Origin of the sequence: Vibrio breoganii, from assembly GCF_024346795.1 — a bacterium.
In the GTDB taxonomy this organism is placed as follows: Bacteria; Pseudomonadota; Gammaproteobacteria; order Enterobacterales; family Vibrionaceae; genus Vibrio; species Vibrio breoganii.
Genome location: NZ_AP024864.1, coordinates 1190113 through 1213202, shown reverse-complemented (window position 1 = coordinate 1213202; position 23090 = coordinate 1190113). Strand labels below are relative to the sequence as shown.

The following is a 23090-nucleotide window of genomic DNA, read 5'->3' as shown; positions in this document are numbered from 1 at the left end:
TAAGATTCCGGCTAAGAGCCCGCCGGAATGACGGTATATTTGAGTATTGTGCGTTCTAATTGCCATCCAAAGAAGTTCAGAGAACCTTAAAAACTGCCTGAATGACATAGGAAGACTCGTCATGTTCGAGTGCTCTTATCGAACATCTGCTTTGTATTAGATGTACCGTACTAAGTAGAGTTAATTTACAGCGCAAGTCGTTAAATAAAAACGTCATCCCGGAAAGTTCGAAGAACTTATCCGGGATCTTGGAGATTGCCCATCTAATTTGTGCTCTCTAAGAGCCTGATTTTCATCAGGATGACGCCTTAGTGAAGTCTGCACTATTTGGTGTAACCGTCATGCCCGAGCGCTCCTATCGGGCATCTATTTTACATTGCATTCTAGCCCTCACCTCTCCAACACCCTCTCAATCTCAGTCAAACTGCTCGGATCATCAATCGTAGAGGGCACCACGTACTGCTCACCGTCGGCAATCTGACGAATCACGCGACGTAGAATCTTGCCGGAACGAGTTTTAGGCAACCTATCCACCACCAACGCTTGGTCAAAACAGGCTACTGCTCCAATCTCCGCTCTAACCTTGCCAACTAACTCAGAAGCAAGAGCGGCATCTTCCACTGACACACCGTCTTTGAGCACCACCAGGCCAAGGGGTTTCTGACCCTTAAGGTCGTCATGGATACCTACAACCGCACATTCTGCTATGGCAGGGTGTCCACCGACCACTTCTTCCATTTCACCAGTAGATAGCCTATGCCCAGCTACATTAATCACATCATCAATACGACCCATGATAAACAGGTAGCCGTCTTCGTCCATGTAGCCACCATCACCTGATAGGTAATACCCATCAAAATGACTCAAATACCCAGATTGGAACCTATCGTGATTGCGCCATACCGTTGGCAAGCAGCCCGGTGGTAATGGGCGTTTCAAGGTCACATAACCTTGCTGGTTAGCACTTGCTTGATCTCCCGATTCATCCAGTATTTCCACTTGATAACCCGGTACAGGAACAGTCGCTGAACCTGGCTTAACCGGCATCATCTCAATACCCGTTAAATTCGCGGCGATCGCCCAGCCGGTTTCTGTTTGCCACCAGTGATCGATAACTGGCTTATGAGTCATTTCAGTAACCCACTCCAGCGTAGGTGGATCTAGCCTTTCTCCTGCCATGAAGATGGTATCAAGCTTGCTAAGGTCGTATTTTGCCAGCTCAACCCCTTGCGGATCTTCTTTCTTGATGGCTCTAAACGCCGTTGGCGCAGAGAATATCGCCTGAACCTGATACTCCTCGCACACTCGCCAAAATGCACCCGGATCTGGGGTTCTTACTGGCTTGCCCTCAAATAGCAAAGTAGTACAGCCATGAATCAGCGGCGCATACACAATGTACGAATGTCCAACCACCCAGCCCACATCCGATGCGGCCCAAAATACTCTATCTTGGTCAATATTGTAGATACTGCTCATCGAGTACTTCATCGCGACCGCATGTCCGCCATTATCGCGAACCACGCCCTTAGGCTTACCTGTGGTGCCTGAGGTATACAAAATGTATAACGGGTCGGTAGCTTTAACGGGAACGCAGTCATGAGGCTTGGCAGCACTTACCGCTGTTTGCCAATCAAGATCTCTTTCATGCCCAAGCTCTGCCAAGGCTTGAGGACGTTGGAATACCACTACATTTGAAGGCTTCCAGCGACTATCCATGATCGCCTTATCCACCAATGGCTTATACTCCAGCACCTTGTTCACTTCGATGCCGCAGGAGGCGGTCAAAACCACCTTTGGTTCAGCATCCTCAATACGCACGGCTAACTCATTAGGCGCAAAACCGCCGAACACCACAGAATGAATAGCGCCGAGTCTGGCACAAGCAAGCATCGCCATTGCTGCCTCAGGGATCATTGGCATATAAAGAACGACTCTGTCACCCTTCTCTACCCCAAGATTGCTGAGCATGCCTGCCACTTTTGCCACCTGATCACGCAACTCAACATAGGAATAGCGCTTTTTGGTGCCCGTGACTGGCGAGTCGTAAATCAGCGCCGTGTTGTTGGCTCGGCCATTGGCAACGTGGTAATCCAGAGCAAGCCAACAGGTATTCAGCTCGCCGTCAGCAAACCAGCGCTCAATGCCATTTTCATCATCAGATAAAATCTGAGTAGGAAACGTAAACCAATCTATCTGCTGAGCCTGTTCTTTCCAAAACTGCTGAGGGTTAGTCGCAGCATTGTTATATTCATCCTGATAGTTCGACATAGCCTGTCTCCAATTAGTTGATGACCAACAGATTCATGAACTCTTGAACTGGGGTTTGCTCTAAACGGTCAGCATCCTTACATAGTGCAAAGACTTTCTGACAGCTAGCTTCTGGGTAACGGGTACGCAGACTGCTCAAGAACTTCTGCTCAAGAACAGGGATGCCTTCTTCTCTGCGGCGACGGTGACCAATTGGGTATTCAACCTCAATTTTTTGCGTTGAGCTCCCATCTTTAAAGAACACCTGAATGGCGTTGGCAATAGAGCGCTTCTCAGGGTCAAGATACTCTTGGGTATAACGAGAGTCTTCTACAATGCTCATCTTCGAGCGAAGCTCATCTATGCGTGGATCGCCCTTATGGAAGCTATCCTCATAATGCTCTGCAATTAGGTCACCATGAATCATTGGCACAGCAATCATGTATTGCAGGCAGTGGTCTCTATCTGCAGGGTTTGCCAGCTCGCCCACCTTAGAAATAATGCGAATGGCCGATTCATGAGTGGTCACTTCAATACGCTCAATCTCATCAAGGCGCTCTTTTACCTCACTGTGCAAGGTCACCGCGGCCTCTACCGCCGTTTGAGAGTGGAACTCAGCAGGGAAAGAGATCTTGAACAGAACATTTTCCATCACGTAGCTGTTAAACGGCTGATTCACCTTAAACTGCTCACCCTTAAACAGAACATCAAAGTAACCCCAGCCTGGCGCAGACAACACAGTGGGAATGCCCATCTCACCCTTCATGGTGATCATCGCAAGGCGCACCGCACGCGAGGTAGCATCACCTGCAGCCCAAGACTTACGAGAGCCCGCATTAGGCGCGTGACGATAGGTACGCAATGCTCCGCCATCCGCCCATGCATGGGACAACGCATCAATGACTTGGTCACGATTACCGCCCAGCATTTTGGTCACCACGGCAGTTGAGGCAACGCGCACCAAGAGTACGTGATCAAGACCAACACGGTTAAAGCTGTTCTCTAACGCTAGAACGCCCTGGATCTCGTGCGCTTTGATCATTGCGGTTAGCACATCGCGCATGGTCAAAGGGGCTTTGCCCTCAGATATTGCTACCTGGCTTAAATAATCCGCCACTGCCAAGATTGCGCCAAGGTTATCCGATGGATGCCCCCATTCAGCAGCGAGCCATGTATCGTTAAAATCAAGCCAGCGCACAATACAGCCGATATTAAAGGCGGCAGTAATTGGGTCTAGCACATGAGAAGTACCCGGTACGCGCGCACCATTGGCAACCTGCATTCCCGGCACCACTGCGCCTAGATGCTTGGTACACTCAGGGAAGCGAAGCGCAAGCAAGCCACACCCAATGGTATCCATTAAGCAGTTTCGCGCGGTATCGTAGGCTTCACTGGACTCAATTTCGGTGTTCATTACATAGTCGGCAATGGTCACCAACAGTTCATCAGGGGCTTGGCGCTCATTAATATCTACATTGTTACTCATAATAAATTCCTTTTATTTACGCTTCTCAATAGGTAACCAGTCTTGATGCTCAGGGCCGGTATAATCTGCACTTGGTCTAATGATTCGGTTATTCTCACGCTGCTCGTAAACGTGCGCCGCCCAGCCCGTCAGTCGGCTTATCACAAAGATTGGCGTGAACAGCTTGGTGGGAATATCCATAAAGTGATAGGCCGAGGCATGGAAGAAATCGGCATTACAGAACAAGCCTTTCTCTCGCTTCATCACCGATTCAACGCGCTCCGACACAGCATAAAGGCTGGTATCACCCACGGATTCAGACAATACCTTTGACCAATGCTTAATCAGTGCATTTCGCGGGTCTGACTCGCGATAAACCGCATGACCAAAGCCCATGATCTTGTCTTTCGCTTCTAGCATTTGCAGGATTTTTTGCTCTGCTTCTTCCGCGCTTTTCCAGTCTTGAATCATCTCCATCGCCGCTTCATTTGCTCCGCCATGCAAAGGGCCACGTAAAGTACCAATGGCCGCCGTAATACAAGAATGAATATCAGAAAGGGTTGAGGCGCACACGCGAGCGGCAAAGGTTGAGGCATTGAACTCATGCTCTGCATACAAAATTAACGAACAGTGCATCACTTGCTTATGAAGCTCTGAGGGGGATTTGTCTGTGAGCAGCTTTAAGAAGTAACCACCAATACAAGACTCAGACTGATCTTCGGTGTCTACTCGCACGCCATCATGGCTAAAGCGATACCAGTAACAAATCATCGCCGGAAACAGCGCTAACATTCGCTCTGTGGCTTGTTGTTGCTGTGAGAAGTCTTGCTCTTGTTCAAGGTTACCCAATACCGAACAACCGGTTCGCATCACATCCATCGGGTGCGCCGTCCCAGGAATCAGCTCAAGGGCTTTCTTTAATGCATCCGGCAGACCGCGCTGCGCCACTAAGGCTGTTTTGTACTGATCAAGCTCGGTTTGGTTAGGCAGATGTCCGCGCAATAGCAGATGGGCTACCTCTTCAAATTCCGCATGCTTGGCTAAATCTGAAATATCGTACCCTCGGTAGGTAAGGCCCGTACCCGATTTACCCACGGTACATAATGACGTAACACCGGCCGATTGGCCTCGCAGTCCTGCGCCTCCAATTGGCGCGGTAGTTGTTAATGGCATAATCACTCCTTGTATCCCGTCTGCGCATTTACTGCTGTTCTATCACTACGCGCTTCAGGCTTTTCATTAATCCGGTATCACGATTGGCGAAATAGCTTATCCAGCTTGTCTTCAAAGTCGTGATAATTTAGGTAGTCGTACAGCTCTGCTCGCGTCTGCATATCCCCAAGCAGGGCTTCTTGGTTTCGTTGCTCTAACAAATGCATGTAGGTCATTTCTGCCGCTTTGTTCATCGCGCGGAACGCCGACAATGGATACAGCACCATGTCCACACCCACCTCTGCTAACTCGTCGCAGTGATACAGTGGCGTTTGACCAAACTCAGTGATGTTGGCCAAGATAGGCACTGCCTTTCCCGTTGCTGACTGCAGAGCCTTAGAGAAGGCTTGATACTGACCCAGTTCATTCATGGCCTCAGGGAAGATCATGTCTGCTCCCGCTTCAACACAGGCAATGGCACGCTCAATGGCTTTGTCCATGCCCTCTACTGCCAGTGCATCGGTGCGAGCCATAATCACAAAGTCAGGGTCGATGCGCGCATCAACGCAGGCTTTAACCCTATCCACCATCTCTTGCTGAGTAACGATTTCCTTATTTGGTCGATGACCACAACGCTTCTGCGCCACCTGATCTTCAATGTGTACCGCCCCTGCACCGGCTTTTTCTATGGATTTAATGCATCGGGCGATATTGAACGCCCCGCCAAACCCCGTATCTATGTCCACCAGCAAGGGTAAGTCACAGGCATTGGTCACACGCTCCACATCCACCAGCACATCGTTAAGGTCGGTAATGCCTAAATCCGGTAAACCGTAAGAGGCGTTGGCAATACCGCCACCCGACAGATAGATCGCTTGATGCCCCACCTGCTTTGCCATCAACGCACAATACGCATTAATGGTGCCGACGATCTGTAATGGATGGTTGTCCGACACCGCCTGTCTAAACTTCTTTCCTTGGCTCATTATCTTGTCCTCAATGGCTCAATCAATTTCAGATTCGAGTAGACGACGGCTACCAGAGATATGACGACGCATCAGTATCTCGGCCAGTTCCTCATCGCGGTTTCGAATCGCTTCTAAGATAAATTGGTGTTCTAGTAGCGCTTTGTGCGGATCGTTATGTCTTCTAGGAGACTGGTAACGATACATTCGAATTAAGTGATACAGCTCGCCGCACAACAGCTTTATCAAGTGCGAATTACGGCTGGCGTGAATGATTTGATGATGAAAATCGAAATCCCCTTGCTGCAGGGCATAGGACTCCCCATCTCGATTGGCAAGGTGATCGCCGTGCGCTTCAAGTAGCAGAGTTAATCGCTCTAGTTCTGGCTCGGTAATGTGCTTGGCGGCCAACCTTGCTGCCATGCCCTCTAACGACTCGCGAACACAATACAGTTCCACCAAGTGCTGCTTAGACACGCTAATAACTCGAGCGCCCACATGCGGGATGCGCTCAATCAGCCCTACCCCTTCTAAACGCATCAAGGCTTCACGTAATGGACCGCGGCTCACTTCAAAGCGCTTGGCGAGCTCTGGTTCTGAGATCTTACTGCCCTCAGCTAAGTCACCACTGACCACAGCTTCAATAAGAAACTCGGTAAGATTCTCTGATTTGGTTGAGTCTTTTACTAATTGGGGAATATTCATTTCCACTTCACATTGTCGACAATCTGTAATTTATGGTTAAAAAATAGGCTCATTAATCACTAATTACAATCAAATTGTTTACAATTTAGACTAAAGGCTAATATGAAACGCCTTGGACAATGCGCCAGATCACACTACTAGGTCAGGAACGTCTAGGCATTGCATGAGAGGTTTGAAGGGCCGCTTTATTGGATAATGGTTGTTCTAATGGGCAAAGACTGGATTGAATCCATCAACACCTTGCTTGTTAATTTTTCAAAACTTACTGAAAACTGATATATCGCAACTCAATTTGCCGCCACTAGCCTGATACTGTTGGGCTAAAGAACGAATAAGGTAGTAGAACAATGGACAACTTAGTTGAGCGCTTCTTGCGCTATGTAAGCTTTGATACTCAATCGAATGGTGCAAACGAGCAGTGCCCAAGCACGGAGGGACAGCGCGTTCTGGCACAGCAGATAGAAAGCGAACTGCGCGAGCTTGGCCTTAGTGATGTGCTTCTCGATGACAATGGCTACATTTCGGCTCGCCTTCCTTCTAATGTCGATTTTGATGTCCCTGCCATTGGCTTTGTTGCCCACATGGACACCGCGCCAGACGCTTCAGGTAAAGATGTAAAGCCGCAGGTTGTCGACAACTATCAAGGTGGCAAGATTGTACTGGGCGATTCAGGAGAGGTACTCACTCCGTCTCAATACCCTGATCTCGACAAACTGCATGGTCAAAGCCTGATCACGACTGACGGTACCACCCTACTGGGGGCAGACAACAAAGCAGGCATAGCCGAAATCATCACAGCAATGGCTTACCTTAAGGCCAACCCACAGATACAACATGGCGACATCTGCATTGGTTTCACTCCAGACGAAGAGATTGGTCGCGGAGCCAACTTATTTGATGTAGAAAGATTCGGCGCCGAGTGGGCCTACACCATAGACGGCGGCCCTGTTGGCGAACTTGAGTATGAGAACTTTAATGCGGCATCGGCAAAAGTGATTTGTCACGGTGTTAACGTCCACCCAGGCACCGCAAAGAATAAAATGGTTAATGCCATCAACATGGCAGCGCAATTTCAAATGCTGATGCCTAGTGAAGAAACACCAGAATGCACTGAAGGCTACGAAGGCTTCTATCACCTTAATTCAATGACTGGCGCTGTGGCTAAGGCTGAGCTTTCTTATATCATCCGTGACTTTGACCGTGATGGACTAGCAAGCCGTAAAGCCTTCATGCAAGCACAAGCTGACAAGCTCAATAGCCAACTCACTAACGGGCATGTTGAACTCGAGATTAGCGATAGCTACTACAACATGCGTGAGATGGTAGAGCCATACCCGCACATCATCGATATTGCCAAGCAAGCGATGATTGATTGCGATGTCGAGCCAAACATCAAGCCTATTCGCGGTGGTACTGACGGCGCTCGCTTATCCTTTATGGGCTTGCCGTGTCCAAACATCTTTACCGGCGGCTATAACTTCCATGGCATTCATGAATTCGTCAGCATTGATGGCATGAAACAAGCGGTGAAGGTGATTGTGAAGATTGCAGAGAATACGGCTAAACGCCCGCAGTAGAGTGCCTATCAGGTCACAGCACTCAAAAGTGCCCAGTTTTCGCTGGGCACTTTTCCATGCACTGTACATAAAAGACACTCTAGGTCGCTTTTAACGCTAATCTATCTGTATTCAATCACTAATCGCATCACTCTATGAACCACCCACTCTACAATAAGCTCATCCATTGGCATCAGCAGGCTCACCCAGAATATGTTGGTGACAATGCACCAAACCCCGACTCTAAACTAAGCCTAGAGCAACTGGCCTCTCAGATACTCGTTCCCATTGAAGCGCAGCTTGGCGAAGTCACTATCTCGTATGGCTTTAACAGCAGTGAACTAAACCGCTATATACAGCGCATGAGTCCTCGTGATACTGGCCCGAAAGAAGATCAGCACGCTGCAAGTGAGCTTAACCTAGCAGGGAATAGAATCTGCACTCGAGACGGCGCAGCCTGTGATTTGTGGGTAAAGGGCTTTGAAGACAAGATGCATTTGGTCGCGAAATTCATCACCGAGCACCTGCCCTTTGACCGTCTCTACTATTACGGTTCAGATAGGCCAATACACATTAGCTTTGGCCCAGAGCACAGTCGCTACATTCAATACCGCCGTACACGTGAAGATGGTAAACGTGTATTAGGTAAAGTGATTAAGTTCACAGAATCTGGCGATTATTTTGCAAGCTTAGATTGAGCAGTTTTCGTTCCAAAGTGGCGTGTAGTGGTAAGCATAAAATGGAACTCTTAGGTATTATATCTATCAAATAAACATGCCTGCGAATCCGCAGTGTCATGCTTTCAGATTGATAGAGAGGTTCATTATGTTTTCAGTAACGTTACTCCCAAGGGACTACAACTCTCAGCTTTGTTCGGAACTAAAGCGCACGCTATCTCAAAAGCTTCACGACTACTTCGACGCTTCTAGCGTGAAATTTTGGGAATCAAACGCAGAACAAATTATCTTCATTGAAGATGCAAAAGAAACCCCATGGGGCATCACCATCAACGCCAACAACCGCGTAGTGATTGAAGAGTTCCTAGACAATATGGAAAGCCCGGTTGAGTTTGAAGTACTAGAGGCGTAAGTGCTCATCTAGTGTTGATAAAGCCAAGGTTTGAAAATGCCTTGGCTTTCTGACTACCAATCTGAAATCAACAGCCTACTTTTAACGCCTTTAATTTGAAGGCTCATTGCTTCAAAGACTTCCTCGAAATCCCTGCAGGCAACAGGAATATTTGGTAAAGAGAGCGAAGCCTCGGTAAAAAAACGGCTCTGATCCTGCTCCGTCCCCCAAGCTAGTTCCCACCAGTTAAGTATTCTACCTCTAGACTGACTAAGACGAGTTGCACTAGGTACCCTATCACTTTTACTACGGTTCTCTTTCGCTAGCACTGGAAACAAATTCCACCTGTCATTATTAGGCCAATACGCAAATGGCAGACAATGATCGATATGATAATCACCAACTAACTTCCTTCCGCTCCAGATACTTTCAACCATATTAATATCTTGGTTTAACTCTTCGACTCTCTTTCTCACTAATTTTGTATCGTGTCCTTTGTCGTTCCACACTAAATATTCATGATACTTTTCAAGTGATATGTTTCTGTCCTTGTTTAGTTGGAAACTTCGCATCTCTGATACCCACTGGTTAACCACCAATGGTTCAATCCATGAATGGTATAAGCGTAAACACTCCCATAAACTTTCATCGAGAGAAAATGTCCCAAAACTAGCAAAATAATCTGAATCAAGAACCACCTGTTCTACTTTTTTCTTCCTATTACGTTCAATCTGAAAGTACCGATTAGAGGTATCCCCTTGGTACGTATGTTTTACCGGCCCTGCATTAATAGTATCGATACTATCTGAAATTGCATTACTTAATGCTATAGCTTCCTTCCCAAAAAACATTGAGCCTATAGATAAATCATCAGCAACCAAGTGAGTAATTTTCCTCCATCCATCATCTTTTACAAAAGCCAAATTCTTTTCTGAACTTTTCAGTTGTTGAATATTTGGCTTATCTATTAATCGCTTAAACTGGCGTATCCAATACAAAGCAACCAATCCGACAGGAATAAGTACCTTACCATCATGCCTATCCATCACTGCTCCTGGATGAGCGTCGGCGATCCTGAGTAAGGTACGCAATAGTGCTAACTTATATGTGGCTGTTTTTTTGTCGTTGACAATAATATGTCTAATCTTGGTTAAGTCGCCAGTTCCATCATCTGGCAATGAAAAAACGGCTGTTTGCCATTGAACATCAGCCCTTTTCAATGTGTCATTTTCAATATCAGAAGCGAATACCATTAATAGAGCAGAGCTTTTAGCAAATTGTTCTAGCTCTGTAATAGAAACAGGATAGGACATTCGACCATCTGAAAAATCACCATGTCTTAGTGAAATAATCAGCTTACCGTTCGGAGCCAACAAATTAGACAGTTTTCGAAAAGCCCTAGCACGAGAGGATTGGGGGACGTGCATCCACACACCACTTAGTAGAATCACATCAAATCGAACTCCAAGATTCACAATCTTTGTTAAACTCGGCAGAGAATCAGAGATCCACGTGACTTTGCTACCAGTATGCGCCTCTCCAAGTTTTCTCATCTCTTTTGACGGCTCTAAAGCATAGACATCACATCCAGTTTCACTCATATATAAGGCATCACGGCCTATACCGGCCCCAACATCTAGCACTTTATCTCCAGACATAGGCCAATAATGACGCCAACTATCGTGAACTTCTTCAAAAGTTGTTGTGGTATACTGTTCAAAGAATTTCTGGGCGAACTTATCGTAAATAGATGATTTATCAGACATAACTTTACTCTTTTCAACACTACTACCATTAAAGAGCAAAATCAGGACTGTTCCAATAGTTATTCCAAATTCTTCACGTAATTTCTATTAATTCTAACGAATTCATCTTTAACGCCTTACCAGCAGAGATAGCCATATGCTCCAGATCTCCAACACCGTATCCCTAGCCGATTGGGAAATCGAAATGACTGCCATTCGCGCTATGGGTGCAGGTGGTCAGAACGTTAATAAGACTTCGTCGGCAATACATCTGCGCTTTGATATCAATCGCTCTACCCTGCCTGCTGTGTATAAGGAGCGATTGCTTGCCCTATCGGACAGTCGCATTACCAGTGAAGGTGTGGTGGTGATCAAGGCTCAGGCGTATCGAACCCAAGAGTTGAACAAACAAGATGCGCTCAATCGTCTTCAAGAATTGATTAAGAGTGTCACTGTGGTGCAGAAAAAACGTCGACCAACTAAGCCAACCAAGGCTTCTCAAAGACGACGTATCGATTCGAAGAAGAAAAAAGGACAGACCAAGTCTTTGCGTGGTCGCATAGTCTAACCACGTTCATGCCGTATATGAAAAAAGAGGTAGATGCATTAGCACCTACCTCTTTCTCTATCTTAGTTAAGCTATAGAAACTTACTTACGCTTCAGCCAACACCGACTTCTCAGCAGAGCAATAGAACTCTTGTGCTCTAGCCCAGATACCTTCTGGATCTTTACCTTGGGTAAGGTCAATCAAGTGCGGTAGCAGTTGGCCTGCAAAATCTTCACTGCTCTCTTTTGGTAGAACCGTTGGCAGGTGGTCAACGGCTTGTACGCGAACACCGTCAACTACTGAGTCAATGATTGGCTTAGTGAGCTTAGTGCACTGGTTGTAGATCCTGATTGGGTTATCAGGGTTGTTTGGATCGCAGCTTACGTCACTGATCATGCTTAGGCGTGGTGATTCGCCTAGGCTCTCTTTAGTGAGGAATGGAGGCGTACCTTCTGCAAGGTAGGCGCAGTTCACTAAGATATCGTAGTCATTGATTGCGGTGAATGGACCACCCGCTTTAGTTTCTTCGATATCCCAGCCTTGTGCTTGAAGGCCAAGGTCTGTGAACAGATCCATTGCGCCTTTACCGCAGCGGCCGAACTGACCAATAACCAATACCTTCGGTGCTTGCTCGGCGCTCTTTAACTGCTCACTCAGTACTGCTAGATACTCAGAGCGGTCGGCATAGCTTTCAACGGCTGGGTAAACGTCACTGCTTTGTGTGTGATGAACATAGCCTGAAAGACCGATTGCCGCACCCACATAACCGGCCCAGTAGCCAAATGCACATACACGGCGACCTTGTGCATCACGCAAGAACTCAAGGTCTAGAACCTGACCACTGCCCTCTTTAAAACGAGAAAGGATCTGAACGGCTTCGTCTTGTCCTTTAAAGGCGTGAGCAAAATAGATGTGCTTGTGCTTTAGGGCAAAGCTTTCTTCTGCTAGCTCTTTTAGACCAAGAATATAAGCGTGCTCTGGCGCATCTACCCAAGAGTGTGTTTCCACCAGCTGACAGCCTACATCGGCGTAAGCTTGGTCTGGGAAAATGCGCGTTTCACTGTGTTCAACCGCAATCTCGGCACCTGCATCAATCAATGCTTTGGCGCCAGAGGGAGTCAGTGCAGTGCGACGTTCTCCTGGTTTTACTTCATCGCGAAGCCAAAATAGTGTTTTCATTTATTAAAATTCCTTCTTATACAGCAGGCACGACGCGCTGGATTCTACCCTGTCGACGTACCATAAAGGTAATGAGTGCAACCTGAAGAATTGCAATAGCTAGGATCGTGTATGGGCTACGAGTTATCTCTGCTAGCATAAAGCCAACTGACGCTGTAACACCAGTCAAAATTGCATACGGGAACTGAGTTCGTACGTGAGAGACGTGATCACAACCTGTCGACATCGAGCTCAGAATGGTCGTATCAGAGATAGGCGACGTATGGTCACCTAGCATACCACCACTTAGAGCTGCGCCAATACAGATGATTGGGTCAGCGCCTAGTGCGGAAGCCACTGGTACAGCAATTGGGATCAAGATAGCAAATGTGCCCCACGATGAACCTGTCGCGACCGAGATAAAGCTACCGATAATAAAGATGATCGCAGGCAACAAGAATACAGGCAGACGGTCGTTCATCACTTGGCTGATGTAATCACCGGTACCTAGTGTTTTACAGATATCGCCGAGTGTCCAAGCCAGTAGCAATATCATCAGGATCAACATGATGCGCTGCATGCCCGCAACAAAGGTATTGAACGCTGTAGAAGCGGTCATTGTCTTGGTGTAGGCGTAGTAGCCAATCGCTGTAATGGACGCAATCAAGTAACTCGTACCAAGGCTTGCACGAATTACTGGACCATTAATGGTGCCATGCAGATGGTAGTTGTAAGTAAATAACGCAATCAAAGAGCCAAACAACACCCCTAGCGGAAGAATAATCAACGTCATCGATGCTGACTTACCTTCTGTGCTTTTCGGCTGTACTTCTTCGACATCAGCAGACAAACGTGCTTTGGCTTCCGCCTCCGCCATTGGGCCCCAGTCTTTTTTCAGCATCGCATACACAGGCACACTGAACAACGCCAATAAGGCATAAAGCTGGTACGGAATCACTTGTAAGAAGGTGGTAAAGCCATCTACTTGCTGACCCATGTTGCTGTAGGCATTCTCAATCAAACCCTGCGAGTATACGCCCCAGCTAATGATAGGGATTAGTACGCACACCGGTGATGAGGTGGAGTCGATAATAAAGGCCAGCTTCTCACGGCTTAGCTTTAGCTTGCTAAAGATTGGCGAGAACATTGGACCTAAGATAAGTGAGTTACCAGAGTCGGTAAAGAACACACCGATACCCGTTGCCCACGTCGCCACCTGCGCCTTTAATGGCGATGAAATATAGCGTGTCGCCATAGTGGAGAACGCGGTCATCCCGCCGCTTTGCTCTACAAGGTAGATAAAGCCAGAGATGATGGTAATAACAATAATGATTTGCGCATTAGTGGTTTGAGCAAGTTGGGCAAACGGACCGTCCGTCAAAAACATCAATGCGGTGTCTACAGGGTTACCCTGAGTGATGATCAACATACCACTTATCACGGCAACGCCGAGGGCCAAAACAACATGGCGCGTGGTGAACGCCAGAATCAATGCCAATATAGCGGGAACGATGGATAGCAATCCATAATCAGCCATTCGTAAAATACTCCAAAAATGAAAAAATAATCGAATTAGAGGAAGGCTGTATTAGTGAGCACTGATAGACAATAGACTGGCGTTAAAGCAATAGAAAAGATGCAAGCGCATGACTGTTGTAGCTCCCCATCCCGACAGAGTCGAAGATGACAGTGTTATTCTTATTTAGAACAACCCCAGCAATGCGAGTGACCATCTACACTGCTTCGGCATCGACTCCTTTCGTTAAGCTTCAATGGGGTGTCAACCTCCACTTAACTACTCTTAGGCGATGCGCCTCTACGTATCATCGAAGAACAATATTCTTCGAGACCGCAGAATAAAAACATATTTTATAGGGCAACAAATATTTTAAACTGGCAAACGTGCGATGGATCACACAATCATTCCGCGTTCGCATATGGATTAATCAATATAGGCAAACGATTGCTTTAGCAGATTGAGATAGGACAAATTATCAGAGTGAATTACAGATACAAAAATAGCACCCTAATGAGTGCTATTTTGTGGTTACTCTCAGACATCTCTATTGAGTGCTTGTAGCACTACATCGCTTATCTGCGAGAGCGGTTTCTGCGCTCTTGTGCTTTTTTCTCTTTGAACGCTGATGCCGCTTTAGCTTGTGATGCCAAGATAGAATCGACAGTCAATTCCATTGGCTCTCTAGGCTCAATACCGTTTGCGAAGGTACGCATTCTTGGCGGCATTTCTTTCTCTTCTTCCGTTGGACGCGGCATGCGCTTGAAGCGAGACAGGTAAAACGCCTCTAGCTTCTCTCTTGCCCATTCACTTTTGCGAAGATACTTAACGCTACTGGCGACAGAGGGGTTAGTATGAAAGCAGTTAAAGCGCATCGCAGTATCAAGAATGTTCCAACCGTAATGGTCAACCAACTCTTGAACCATGTCTTCCAGTTTAAGACCGTGTAGTGGATTGTTTTGTAGTTCTTCTCTGTTAATGCTCATGTGCTGCTTACTCTGTTTGGTTTGGCTGGATTATAGCAATGAGTGAGGGTTGTTGTTAGGGAAATATGTGGGAGGTTCATAGGATAATGAGTGCGCTCTAAGATCCCACTGGGCTGGCAATCCAGATAAGCTATCGCTTTCTGGGATGACGAGATTCGGGATTGTGCGTTTAAAACACACACCCTCACAACGTCATTCCGGAAACCCGATAGGGTTATCCGGAATCTTAGGTTCCTCATAAGATGGCACGAGGAAAAACCTGTGGCTTGTGGCTTGTGGCTTATGACTTAAAACTCACAACAAACTAATGCCGTTGTCCACCACCACCCCTTTAAACGAGTCATTCAAGTACTTCACATTGGTGTAGCCTTTTTTACTCAGCAATGTATACCCCAATGCCGCTCTTGCGCCTGCTTCACAGTGCAGTATCACTAGGCCATCTTTTGGTACTTTGGCCAGTTGTTCATCAAGCTCTGATAATGGGATATTAATCGAACCTTTAATGTGACCATTTGCCACTTCATCAGGGTTGCGCACATCTATGATGGTGGCATTGCCTTTTTTGGCTGCGGTAACGAACACCGACTCTTCCACGGCGCCTGGTAGCATTTTTTTCTCGTAGACGAGCTCTGTAGGCAAGCCTTCAGTTTGAAGTGGGCGCTTGGCTAGAGTCCATTCTTGCATGCCACCTTGTAAGATCACGGCATTTTTATACTTCCAGAACGTTAAGATCTCGAAGGCTTCTATCGCCTCATCGCTGTCATCGTTATCCGCCACAATAATCACGGGTGCTTTCTTATCACGAAGGCCAAGTACGGTGCGTTTTGCCACTTCGAACTTGTCGGCATTCCACTTAGCATGCTGCTCGACAAGTTGGCTTGCAGGCATGTGCACAGCGCCTTTAACGCTTGAGGTTGGGTTTTCGCGCACATCTAAGATGACATGATGAATATCTAGGTTTTTCTCCATCCATTCTGGGTTTACGTGAGCAGGATACACATCCGCTTTCCACGCAGGGAAGCCTTCAACATACGCTTTAACATTGGTGTGCCCCGCCGCAACGGCAATCTTCAGCGCTGCAGGACTTAGCGGACAAGTCACACCGCCACAGTAAAACACCAACAACATCTCTTTATCACTAGGTAGCCAATCTAAATGGTCTTTTAGTTGGTTGGATGGCGTCGCCTTCGCAGTAGGCAAGTGGCCCGCGTTATACACGGATAACGGACGCGCATCGCCGATAAATACTGGCTTACCCTCATCCATTAGATCAGCTAAGGCATCGGTATCAATTACTTGTTCAGGTGGCAGCTTCACCAGCACTCTTTTAATTTGAGTCGCAACGTTGTCGTCATCAACCACCGCTTTAAACTTGGTGTTCACCGTAAGGTCTTTAAATGAATCAGCCTCCAACAATGTAGTCTCGTCGGTGTATTTTAATACCTTCACTTCTTTGGTTTTAGGGTTTAAATATTGGATCACCTTTGATGAGTGAATAATGGATTGGATCTTGCCCGTTACTTCGGCCGCGCTAGTTGCTATGGATACAGTCAGCAAAGGCACAGCCAATAGCAGCGAGGCAACCATTCGATTTGTAGTTAACATAGTCAATTCCCTCTTTTGCGTTAATCACAGGCAGCAAGTTCACCGCTGTCTGCTGCATATTTCATGGCAAAGTCTGCTACATCTGGTGCAATCTCTTGGAACTTGGCGCTGTTTAAGAACTCACTAGCCTCTGGATGTTTGCTACTGTATTTCTTGATGAACCGCGCTGCGTCTTTTTTAAAGTAACGCTTCCATTCCACCTTTAAGTGCTGGCTTGCAAAATCTTGACCGTTATAGCCAAACAACGGCCGAAGGTATTCAAGATAGGCCTCCTGCCCCTTTGCTGCGTCCGCTTGCACGCCACAGGAGAGCAAGCCAATCATTAGACCTAATATGAGCTTTTTCATTGTCATTACCTCTTATCACTTTATCTATTGTCTTTGGCTTACTCTTTCCCTGTGATCATGGCCTTTAGGTGGCTTGTTAATTTCTCACCTAGTGTGATCAGGTAAAGGTGCACAATAAGGAACGCCATCACGCTATAGGCACAAAATGTATGGACTATCGCGACTAGCTCAATGCTGTTCAAAATCCCTGCCGCTCTTAGCTCAGGGTAAAAAAAGAAGATAATGCCCGTTAGGATCTGCAAAGGCACAAGGACAAAAAGCACCAACAAATACGCCACTCGTTGCAAGGGATTAAACTTATCTTTGGCCGACATATGATGTGGGTGCTTATCTCCTTTAAATATTCCGAATAAATAAAAACGCACTACGCCTTCGATGCCTTTGTGCTCTGGCATAAACTGACGCCACTCTCCTGTGGTAAAAATCCAGGTAAATATCAGGATCACGAGTGCACCCCAAATAAACCCAGTCCAATGATGATATTCAGACGCGTTGCCCCAACCAAAAACTGATACTAAGCCGTGCAACTCTAAGCCAGAGACGATGAGTGTGAGAACCAGCAACGCCTGTGCCCAATGCCAAAACCGCTCGAACCGTTTAAATATGACTAAGGAATTACTCATAATTACTCTCCGAACTCTTTGTCAGCCTGCGCTTTGCGTCGGCGTATGCTTATTAATCGAACCATTAGGTGCAAGCCCACTCCTGCCAAACCGCCCCAAATAGCGATAGCCCCAAACCACTCAACGAATGTGCTTCTATCACGGCCAACTAGGTAGAAGTCATTTAACCCATTTAAACGGCTATCTCTGCTGTGACATTCTGAGCAGCGAACGGATTGCTCTGCCGGTGCAACCATGTGTTTGATTGGCCAGTAGCCCAGCGTCTCGATAAAGCCATAATCACCACTGAAATCCACCTCGTTTAATTTAGCTCCGGCTACCAAGGCTTTGTCCCAATCAAATTCGGTCCAAAAAGCGCCTGAACCTTTACGGCCGTAGAGTTTAATGGGCAACATCTTATTGTTCTGGGTATCAAAAGGCTGTTTGCCTTGATGGATCTTAAATGGCCAGATACGCGCGTCGGGGTCATCGTAATTACCGGTTGGCGGGTTAATATCTATAGGAGCCATTGACGGGTCAAAGGTATCTTGGAAGGTCATTTGCTCTAGTTCACCTTTATACCAACGGTATTCAGGAACCACATTTTTTCCCCAGGTAAAGGTCCCTTTTTTGCTCATATAAGCATGGTGTTCGACACCGTCAAATTCGGCATCAATCACATAGGGTTTTCCGTCTTTCAGGTCTCCTGCGGTTGACCAATCCCAAGACAATTTAGTGAGATAAGGCCCACGAGCCATTTCGGGAATATGGCATGAGGTGCAGGCAACTTTAGCGGTATGGTTATCAATTTCTCGGTTATCGTGAGGGGTGGCGCTATGACAGCTTTCACACGAAACATTATTGCCCATGCGATCTTCACGGCCCATGTTTAACTCATGGTCAATAAAGGCTTTGCGGTCATTGTAGCGACCAGAGATTTTATGGTCGTTGGTGGTGTGGCAATCTTGGCAGGCGAAGTCCAGCTTTTCACTGCTCATATGAACATCTAGCCCGAAGCTAGGGTCAATTAACGAAAGATCTGTGTCGCCGTGTTTTACGCCGTTACCGCCGCCTCCTAATGCATGGCACGCTAGGCAATTATCACGATCTGGCTTACCCACATTTTGTGCGACAAAGGCTAGGTCGACCGCTTTTTGTAGCTTTCCTCCTAGCATTTTATCTTCGTAGTAAGGGTGTCCAGATGAGGCGGCCGATTTCTTATAGGTTCCTGTGGTGTCATGACACACTAAGCAGTCCACATTCTCTGGCGCATCTAATTCAAAGTCGTCATTACGCCAGCCATAACCTGTGTGGCACTGAGTGCAGCTTTGGTTTCCACGTGCAGAGACACAGTAGTTATTGAAAGCGTTCTTTGCTTTGCCCACCATAATGCCATCCACTTTCTTCGCCCAGTTCCAGTGGAACGTTTCCTGCATCTGCTTAGACGCTTCGGTGTGACACTCCAAGCAGGCTTCAGTGACATCTGGGGCATAGTCGAATTCTTGATGAAGGCTTTCAAAGGTTGAATGATCAGCGGTGCTGGTCGTGGCTAAGTTTTCTTTAGGGGGGGCTTGCTGTGCTTCAGAGAAGGCACTGAAGGCAGGAAGAGAAAATACGATAAGAAGCAAAAACCATAACTTGTTCATAGGCCACAATACCTTTTGTGGGCCAGCTTCATGGGCAATTAATCTCTGTTGTGTTGCGTTATTCTTTATCTGCTTGAGAGATTAGATTGAGTATGAATAAGCCCGACTTACTTGCTACACCAAACACTAAATTAACTAATGCTAATGTAATAAATATACTACTGGATACTTATGTACGTACTCACATTGGTGGGTTTATGAACAGTTAGTTGATCTGCATCAACTAGGGTAATAATTACACAATACCGAGGTCTCAAATATCGTAATTAGCTTTGTTGCCAATATCAAAGTGCAATGGCATCTTCCATTTTGCTATTGCTAATACGGCAAAGATAAAACCGCTAAGACCGACTAATGGTGCAAGTATCGTTGGCTCTTTCATCCACAGTACTAACACCGAAGAGATTAACAGCAGAGGCACTAGGTTTAACCCTTTAACCTTAAAGCAGTAGGACTCTTTTAAGGCGATTCCAGAAAAGGTAATGAACATGAAGCCAATGTACAGCCATTCTTTGGTGGGCAGAACAATAAACAAAGCCAACCCGAGCCAACTCGACCATGCAATGAGGGCGCGAACTTTCTTGTCATAGACATGGATATTAGCGGCACTAAGAGCGGCCGAAACAGCAATGCACTTGATGCTCCACTCCCTCAGCAGTGGAGCCGTCTCCATTTCAAGCACACACAACAACTCGGCGCTAAACAAAGCAAGAAGCGACAATGCAAACAGCGTAATGCCCGATCTGTAGGACACTACGCTGATCTTATCTAACCCATCCAGGTGTTCTTTGTGTTCAGGATTCGCCATCAGTTTTTCTGTGTGATTCATTCCTTACTAAAAAAGATATCACTTGTTAGCGTATTTACCTTAACTACAAACACACTATCGGGATCGGATTCACGCTTAAACTGAAACCTGAACTGATCTATAGGGGTAAAAATGGGAAGGTCGGTACGTTCTGTTAGCTCGTAGCCACCGTCAAGATAGAGATCGCTTTGTATTGCAAGGTCATGTGCCCTTCTCTTTCTTGCGTCGCGGTTAAAGATGGGTTGAGTGGAAGCATTGCTTGGATATGACTCACCATCGTACTTTAATAAGCGCAGAGCTCCATCGCTCCATACCGTTATGTTTTTCCAGCCGTTAGTATCAGTATGAGAAATCAATACCGGCTTTTTGACCACGGTGAAGGTGTTCATTTTTTCAAACGAAGAATTGAACAGGTATGCAGAGCAACCGCCTGTACCGCAGAAGTATGGGTCTTGCATTAGCACAAAGACCTCGTCCTCGGTGTCACCATTGAGGTCGGCATAACCGTAATCAAACGGATAGCTTCTGTCCGTCAATCCCTCTGGTTCCAGTATCTGTTCAAATACCATTTTTTGTATGGGATCGCTGGGCGCTTCCATCGCCGTTAGCTGCTCCGGATCGGACTGACAGCCTGCCAACAAAGCAATAATGGAAAGCGTTGCAAACGCTGATATGGTGTTCATAGCTTTAGGCATAGTGTTTCCCCCTGTTTAAAAACTAGGATAAAACACTATATTGATCAACAAGGTATGAGTTTTAAACCGGCTGAACGTAGAAGTAAATGGCTAAGAAGTGGCACACCGCCCCACCCAATACAAAACAGTGCCAAATCGCATGGTTGAAAGGGATGCGTTTGTTGACATAAAAGATAATGCCGAGCGAGTAGATCAGGCCACCCGCCGCCAGTAGTGCCACCCCACCAGAATGAAGCGTTATCGCCAGTTGATACACCACTATGAGCGATAACCAGCCCATGACGATATAGCTGATTAAAGAGAAGCGCTTAAAGCGATAAACAAAGGCCAGCTTCATTACAATGCCCAGAATCGCAATACTCCAAATGACAACCATTAACCCAATGGCCAAAGGCGTTCGCAGACCTACTAATAAGAAAGGTGTGTAACTCCCTGCAATCAGTAAATAAATGGCACTATGATCAAAGGTTTTTAGCCATCGCTTGGCGCGTGGGTAAGGCACTGCATGGTATAGCGTAGAGGCGAGAAACAGCACTATCATACTCGAGCCGTAGATAGCCATGCTCGCGATAGTCATTGTATCCGCATCATGAGACAGCGCTTTTTGCAGTAGCAAGACTAGCGCGACAATGCCAAAGATCATCCCTACACCATGAGTAACGGAATTGGCGATCTCTTCATTCTTACTGTACTGATTGCTGATTACAATTGACATAACACAACACTGGTTAACTTCTCGGCTAATGAGTATGCCACTTTTAGCGTACACGTGTAAGCTTAAATGTTAGTTATCGGAAAATGAGGGAAATGTTCGTGTATACAGAAAAACCTAGTACGCCATCTCCGAGTTTTTTGTTGGAGATCTAAGGGTGTGCATGAGCTAGAAGCTGTCAGCCATCAGCAGTCAGAGGTGTCATCTCAAAGATTATTTGAAGTATAATCGATGCCTAAATTATCCCCGATACAGTCATCCTGGGCTTGATCCAGGATCTTAGTAAGCACAAGGCTGAAATATTACACACCCATAACACTTAACAAACACTTCGTACTTTACAGTACAAGAAGGACTTTTGAGTTCTAAGATCTAGGGAAAACAAATCTTGCAGCTTGCGGCTGACGGCTGACGGCTGACGGCTAAAAAAGGCAAATCCTAAACCTTTGTTTTCATATGAGGTTATTAGAAAAGTTTGGGCTATCCTTAAAACAGATTTCATATAAAGACGGATTAACTACATGAAAAAACTCATCATTGTCGCAGCGGTAATCATTGTTGGCGGGCTGTTCATCTGGAATAACGATACTGCATTGGCAAAAGTGTGCTCATCCATTGATGCGGTACAAAACCAATTCCCAGCAGATTGTACTAAGGCTCGTGCGCTGTCAGTGTTTGAGTAACAGCAATTCAAAAAGGGGCCGCTTATTAAAGCTGCCCCTTTTCTATATCAGCCTTGTTTAACTCTAGATCAAAGCATGTCTCGCCTTAGCAGAGATCCACTCCGATACGATTACCGTAACCAAGATAGCGCAGAAGATGACGGTTACCTGTGGCCAGGCTAGTACTGCCATTGATTCTTGAAGCTTCAAACCAATACCACCTGCGCCCACCAGTCCTAATACCGTTGATTCTCGAATATTGATATCCCAGCGAAACAGACTCGTGCCGATAAAGCTTGGCATTACTTGAGGTAGCACGCCGTAATCAAGTACTTGTAGCGACGAAGCACCCGTTGCTCGGATAGCAGACACTTGGGTGTCGTTCACCTCTTCTATTGCCTCGTACATCAACTTAGACACAAAGCCAATAGAGCGAAGTGCAATAGCGATGATACCTGCCAGTAAACCTGGTCCAAGAATCGCCACAAGTAATAATGCCCAAATAAGCGAGTTGATTGAGCGACTTGCGGCAATGATAAACAGCGCAATAGGTCTGACAAAAACCACGCTTGGTGTTGTATTTCGTGCGGCCATAAAGGCAACAGGGAACGCGAGCACTATGCCTAGTAAGGTGCCAAGGGTTGCGATGTTAAGGGTGTCCCATAGCGGTAGCCAAAGTTGCTCTAAGTAACTCCATCTTGGCGGCCACATGCGAGAGCCGATATCTGCGATTTGATTTGGTGAGTCAGTGACAAAGTACCAGATGGTATCTTGGTTCATTACCTGCCAAGCAAATACCACTAAGGCAACAAATGCCAGCCAACACACCCATTGGGTGAGGGTTTGTTTCTGATCGTATTTTTGCCACGCAGTAGGCATAGATTGTAAATTGTTCATCGTAT

Annotated in this window: 22 protein-coding genes and 1 riboswitch; of the genes, 5 read left to right on the top strand and 17 right to left on the bottom strand. The window is 46.5% G+C overall.

Annotation, left to right across the window (positions count from 1 at the left end):
• Positions 1–390: 390 nt before the first annotated feature.
• From OCU35_RS05710 to OCU35_RS05690, 5 genes are all read right to left on the bottom strand, one after another.
• Positions 391–2268, bottom strand: coding sequence for a propionyl-CoA synthetase (locus OCU35_RS05710; RefSeq protein WP_017242735.1), 1878 nt, complete (start codon positions 2266–2268; stop codon positions 391–393).
• A gap of 13 nt (positions 2269–2281) precedes the next feature.
• Positions 2282–3733 carry a bifunctional 2-methylcitrate dehydratase/aconitate hydratase gene (locus tag OCU35_RS05705; RefSeq protein ID WP_017030500.1) on the bottom strand — a complete coding sequence of 484 codons (1452 nt, stop codon included), beginning with the start codon at positions 3731–3733 and terminating at the stop codon, positions 2282–2284.
• Positions 3734–3745: 12 nt separating this feature from the next.
• Entirely contained in the window at positions 3746–4885 is a 1140-nt protein-coding gene (prpC, locus tag OCU35_RS05700; protein WP_261825820.1) for a bifunctional 2-methylcitrate synthase/citrate synthase, read from the bottom strand.
• 77 nt (positions 4886–4962) lie between these two features.
• Positions 4963–5850: a methylisocitrate lyase gene (gene prpB / locus OCU35_RS05695; RefSeq protein ID WP_261825819.1), complete on the bottom strand. Its 888-nt coding sequence runs from the start codon at positions 5848–5850 to the stop codon at positions 4963–4965.
• Between the two features lie 18 nt (positions 5851–5868).
• A complete protein-coding gene (locus OCU35_RS05690) occupies positions 5869–6534 on the bottom strand; it encodes a GntR family transcriptional regulator (protein WP_017030498.1) in 666 nt (221 codons plus the stop codon).
• 347 nt (positions 6535–6881) lie between these two features.
• Between OCU35_RS05690 and pepT the strand changes: the two genes are divergently transcribed.
• From pepT to OCU35_RS05675, 3 genes are all read left to right on the top strand, one after another.
• Positions 6882–8111, top strand: coding sequence for a peptidase T (gene pepT / locus OCU35_RS05685; protein WP_261825818.1), 1230 nt, complete (start codon positions 6882–6884; stop codon positions 8109–8111).
• Positions 8112–8245: 134 nt separating this feature from the next.
• Positions 8246–8788, top strand: coding sequence for a hypothetical protein (locus tag OCU35_RS05680; RefSeq protein ID WP_261825817.1), 543 nt, complete (start codon positions 8246–8248; stop codon positions 8786–8788).
• Positions 8789–8915: 127 nt separating this feature from the next.
• Complete coding sequence (locus OCU35_RS05675; protein WP_102381094.1) at positions 8916–9179, top strand: hypothetical protein; 264 nt, start codon at positions 8916–8918, stop codon at positions 9177–9179.
• Between the two features lie 53 nt (positions 9180–9232).
• Here the strand turns inward: OCU35_RS05675 and OCU35_RS05670 are convergent, their stop codons facing one another.
• Complete coding sequence (locus OCU35_RS05670) at positions 9233–10924, bottom strand: class I SAM-dependent methyltransferase (RefSeq protein WP_261825816.1); 1692 nt, start codon at positions 10922–10924, stop codon at positions 9233–9235.
• A 136-nt stretch (positions 10925–11060) separates the two neighbouring features.
• On the opposite strand from OCU35_RS05670, the gene arfB reads away from it, so the two are divergent.
• Entirely contained in the window at positions 11061–11471 is a 411-nt protein-coding gene (arfB, locus tag OCU35_RS05665; protein ID WP_026012662.1) for an alternative ribosome rescue aminoacyl-tRNA hydrolase ArfB, read from the top strand.
• Positions 11472–11556: 85 nt separating this feature from the next.
• Here arfB and OCU35_RS05660 read toward each other — a convergent pair whose 3' ends face one another.
• The 10 genes from OCU35_RS05660 to trhA form a co-directional block, all read right to left on the bottom strand.
• Positions 11557–12630 (bottom strand): saccharopine dehydrogenase, encoded by a 1074-nt coding sequence (locus OCU35_RS05660; RefSeq protein ID WP_261825815.1) that lies wholly within the window; start codon positions 12628–12630, stop codon positions 11557–11559.
• Between the two features lie 16 nt (positions 12631–12646).
• Positions 12647–14146 carry a Na+/H+ antiporter NhaC family protein gene (locus OCU35_RS05655; RefSeq protein ID WP_261825814.1) on the bottom strand — a complete coding sequence of 500 codons (1500 nt, stop codon included), beginning with the start codon at positions 14144–14146 and terminating at the stop codon, positions 12647–12649.
• A gap of 111 nt (positions 14147–14257) precedes the next feature.
• A riboswitch (Lysine riboswitch) is annotated at positions 14258–14436 on the bottom strand.
• Between the two features lie 264 nt (positions 14437–14700).
• Positions 14701–15111 carry a VF530 family protein gene (locus tag OCU35_RS05650; RefSeq protein WP_017026933.1) on the bottom strand — a complete coding sequence of 137 codons (411 nt, stop codon included), beginning with the start codon at positions 15109–15111 and terminating at the stop codon, positions 14701–14703.
• 294 nt (positions 15112–15405) lie between these two features.
• Positions 15406–16716, bottom strand: coding sequence for a rhodanese-like domain-containing protein (locus tag OCU35_RS05645; RefSeq protein WP_261825813.1), 1311 nt, complete (start codon positions 16714–16716; stop codon positions 15406–15408).
• A gap of 20 nt (positions 16717–16736) precedes the next feature.
• A complete protein-coding gene (locus OCU35_RS05640; protein WP_102323014.1) occupies positions 16737–17063 on the bottom strand; it encodes a hypothetical protein in 327 nt (108 codons plus the stop codon).
• Positions 17064–17101: 38 nt separating this feature from the next.
• On the bottom strand, positions 17102–17686 hold the full coding sequence (locus OCU35_RS05635; protein ID WP_261825812.1) for a cytochrome b/b6 domain-containing protein: 585 nt from the start codon (positions 17684–17686) through the stop codon (positions 17102–17104).
• Between the two features lie 2 nt (positions 17687–17688).
• Positions 17689–19311, bottom strand: a complete 1623-nt coding sequence (locus tag OCU35_RS05630; RefSeq protein ID WP_102547270.1) for a tetrathionate reductase family octaheme c-type cytochrome — start codon at positions 19309–19311, stop codon at positions 17689–17691.
• A 253-nt stretch (positions 19312–19564) separates the two neighbouring features.
• Positions 19565–20119: a DUF2301 domain-containing membrane protein gene (locus OCU35_RS05625; protein ID WP_261825905.1), complete on the bottom strand. Its 555-nt coding sequence runs from the start codon at positions 20117–20119 to the stop codon at positions 19565–19567.
• Positions 20120–20136: 17 nt separating this feature from the next.
• A complete protein-coding gene (locus OCU35_RS05620; protein WP_065209966.1) occupies positions 20137–20814 on the bottom strand; it encodes a hypothetical protein in 678 nt (225 codons plus the stop codon).
• A gap of 61 nt (positions 20815–20875) precedes the next feature.
• On the bottom strand, positions 20876–21517 hold the full coding sequence (trhA, locus tag OCU35_RS05615) for a PAQR family membrane homeostasis protein TrhA (RefSeq protein WP_170961726.1): 642 nt from the start codon (positions 21515–21517) through the stop codon (positions 20876–20878).
• A 530-nt stretch (positions 21518–22047) separates the two neighbouring features.
• On the opposite strand from trhA, the gene OCU35_RS05610 reads away from it, so the two are divergent.
• Positions 22048–22209, top strand: a complete 162-nt coding sequence (locus OCU35_RS05610) for a hypothetical protein (protein WP_017026944.1) — start codon at positions 22048–22050, stop codon at positions 22207–22209.
• 63 nt (positions 22210–22272) lie between these two features.
• Here OCU35_RS05610 and phnE read toward each other — a convergent pair whose 3' ends face one another.
• Positions 22273–23085: a phosphonate ABC transporter, permease protein PhnE gene (gene phnE / locus OCU35_RS05605; RefSeq protein ID WP_261825811.1), complete on the bottom strand. Its 813-nt coding sequence runs from the start codon at positions 23083–23085 to the stop codon at positions 22273–22275.
• Between the last annotated feature and the right edge of the window lie 5 nt (positions 23086–23090).

Coding starts and splice junctions, on each gene's coding strand:
- OCU35_RS05690 (WP_017030498.1), bottom strand. CDS start 6,534: ATGAATATTCCCCAATTAGTAAAAGACTCAACCAAATCAGAGAATCTT.
- OCU35_RS05675 (WP_102381094.1), top strand. CDS start 8,916: ATGTTTTCAGTAACGTTACTCCCAAGGGACTACAACTCTCAGCTTTGT.
- OCU35_RS05680 (WP_261825817.1), top strand. CDS start 8,246: ATGAACCACCCACTCTACAATAAGCTCATCCATTGGCATCAGCAGGCT.
- OCU35_RS05625 (WP_261825905.1), bottom strand. CDS start 20,119: ATGGCGAATCCTGAACACAAAGAACACCTGGATGGGTTAGATAAGATC.
- OCU35_RS05610 (WP_017026944.1), top strand. CDS start 22,048: ATGAAAAAACTCATCATTGTCGCAGCGGTAATCATTGTTGGCGGGCTG.
- OCU35_RS05645 (WP_261825813.1), bottom strand. CDS start 16,716: ATGTTAACTACAAATCGAATGGTTGCCTCGCTGCTATTGGCTGTGCCT.
- OCU35_RS05635 (WP_261825812.1), bottom strand. CDS start 17,686: ATGAGTAATTCCTTAGTCATATTTAAACGGTTCGAGCGGTTTTGGCAT.
- OCU35_RS05670 (WP_261825816.1), bottom strand. CDS start 10,924: ATGTCTGATAAATCATCTATTTACGATAAGTTCGCCCAGAAATTCTTT.
- OCU35_RS05705 (WP_017030500.1), bottom strand. CDS start 3,733: ATGAGTAACAATGTAGATATTAATGAGCGCCAAGCCCCTGATGAACTG.
- prpC (WP_261825820.1), bottom strand. CDS start 4,885: ATGCCATTAACAACTACCGCGCCAATTGGAGGCGCAGGACTGCGAGGC.
- OCU35_RS05650 (WP_017026933.1), bottom strand. CDS start 15,111: ATGAGCATTAACAGAGAAGAACTACAAAACAATCCACTACACGGTCTT.
- OCU35_RS05640 (WP_102323014.1), bottom strand. CDS start 17,063: ATGAAAAAGCTCATATTAGGTCTAATGATTGGCTTGCTCTCCTGTGGC.
- arfB (WP_026012662.1), top strand. CDS start 11,061: ATGCTCCAGATCTCCAACACCGTATCCCTAGCCGATTGGGAAATCGAA.
- OCU35_RS05620 (WP_065209966.1), bottom strand. CDS start 20,814: ATGCCTAAAGCTATGAACACCATATCAGCGTTTGCAACGCTTTCCATT.
- OCU35_RS05710 (WP_017242735.1), bottom strand. CDS start 2,268: ATGTCGAACTATCAGGATGAATATAACAATGCTGCGACTAACCCTCAG.
- OCU35_RS05630 (WP_102547270.1), bottom strand. CDS start 19,311: ATGAACAAGTTATGGTTTTTGCTTCTTATCGTATTTTCTCTTCCTGCC.
- prpB (WP_261825819.1), bottom strand. CDS start 5,850: ATGAGCCAAGGAAAGAAGTTTAGACAGGCGGTGTCGGACAACCATCCA.
- OCU35_RS05660 (WP_261825815.1), bottom strand. CDS start 12,630: ATGAAAACACTATTTTGGCTTCGCGATGAAGTAAAACCAGGAGAACGT.
- phnE (WP_261825811.1), bottom strand. CDS start 23,085: ATGAACAATTTACAATCTATGCCTACTGCGTGGCAAAAATACGATCAG.
- pepT (WP_261825818.1), top strand. CDS start 6,882: ATGGACAACTTAGTTGAGCGCTTCTTGCGCTATGTAAGCTTTGATACT.
- OCU35_RS05655 (WP_261825814.1), bottom strand. CDS start 14,146: ATGGCTGATTATGGATTGCTATCCATCGTTCCCGCTATATTGGCATTG.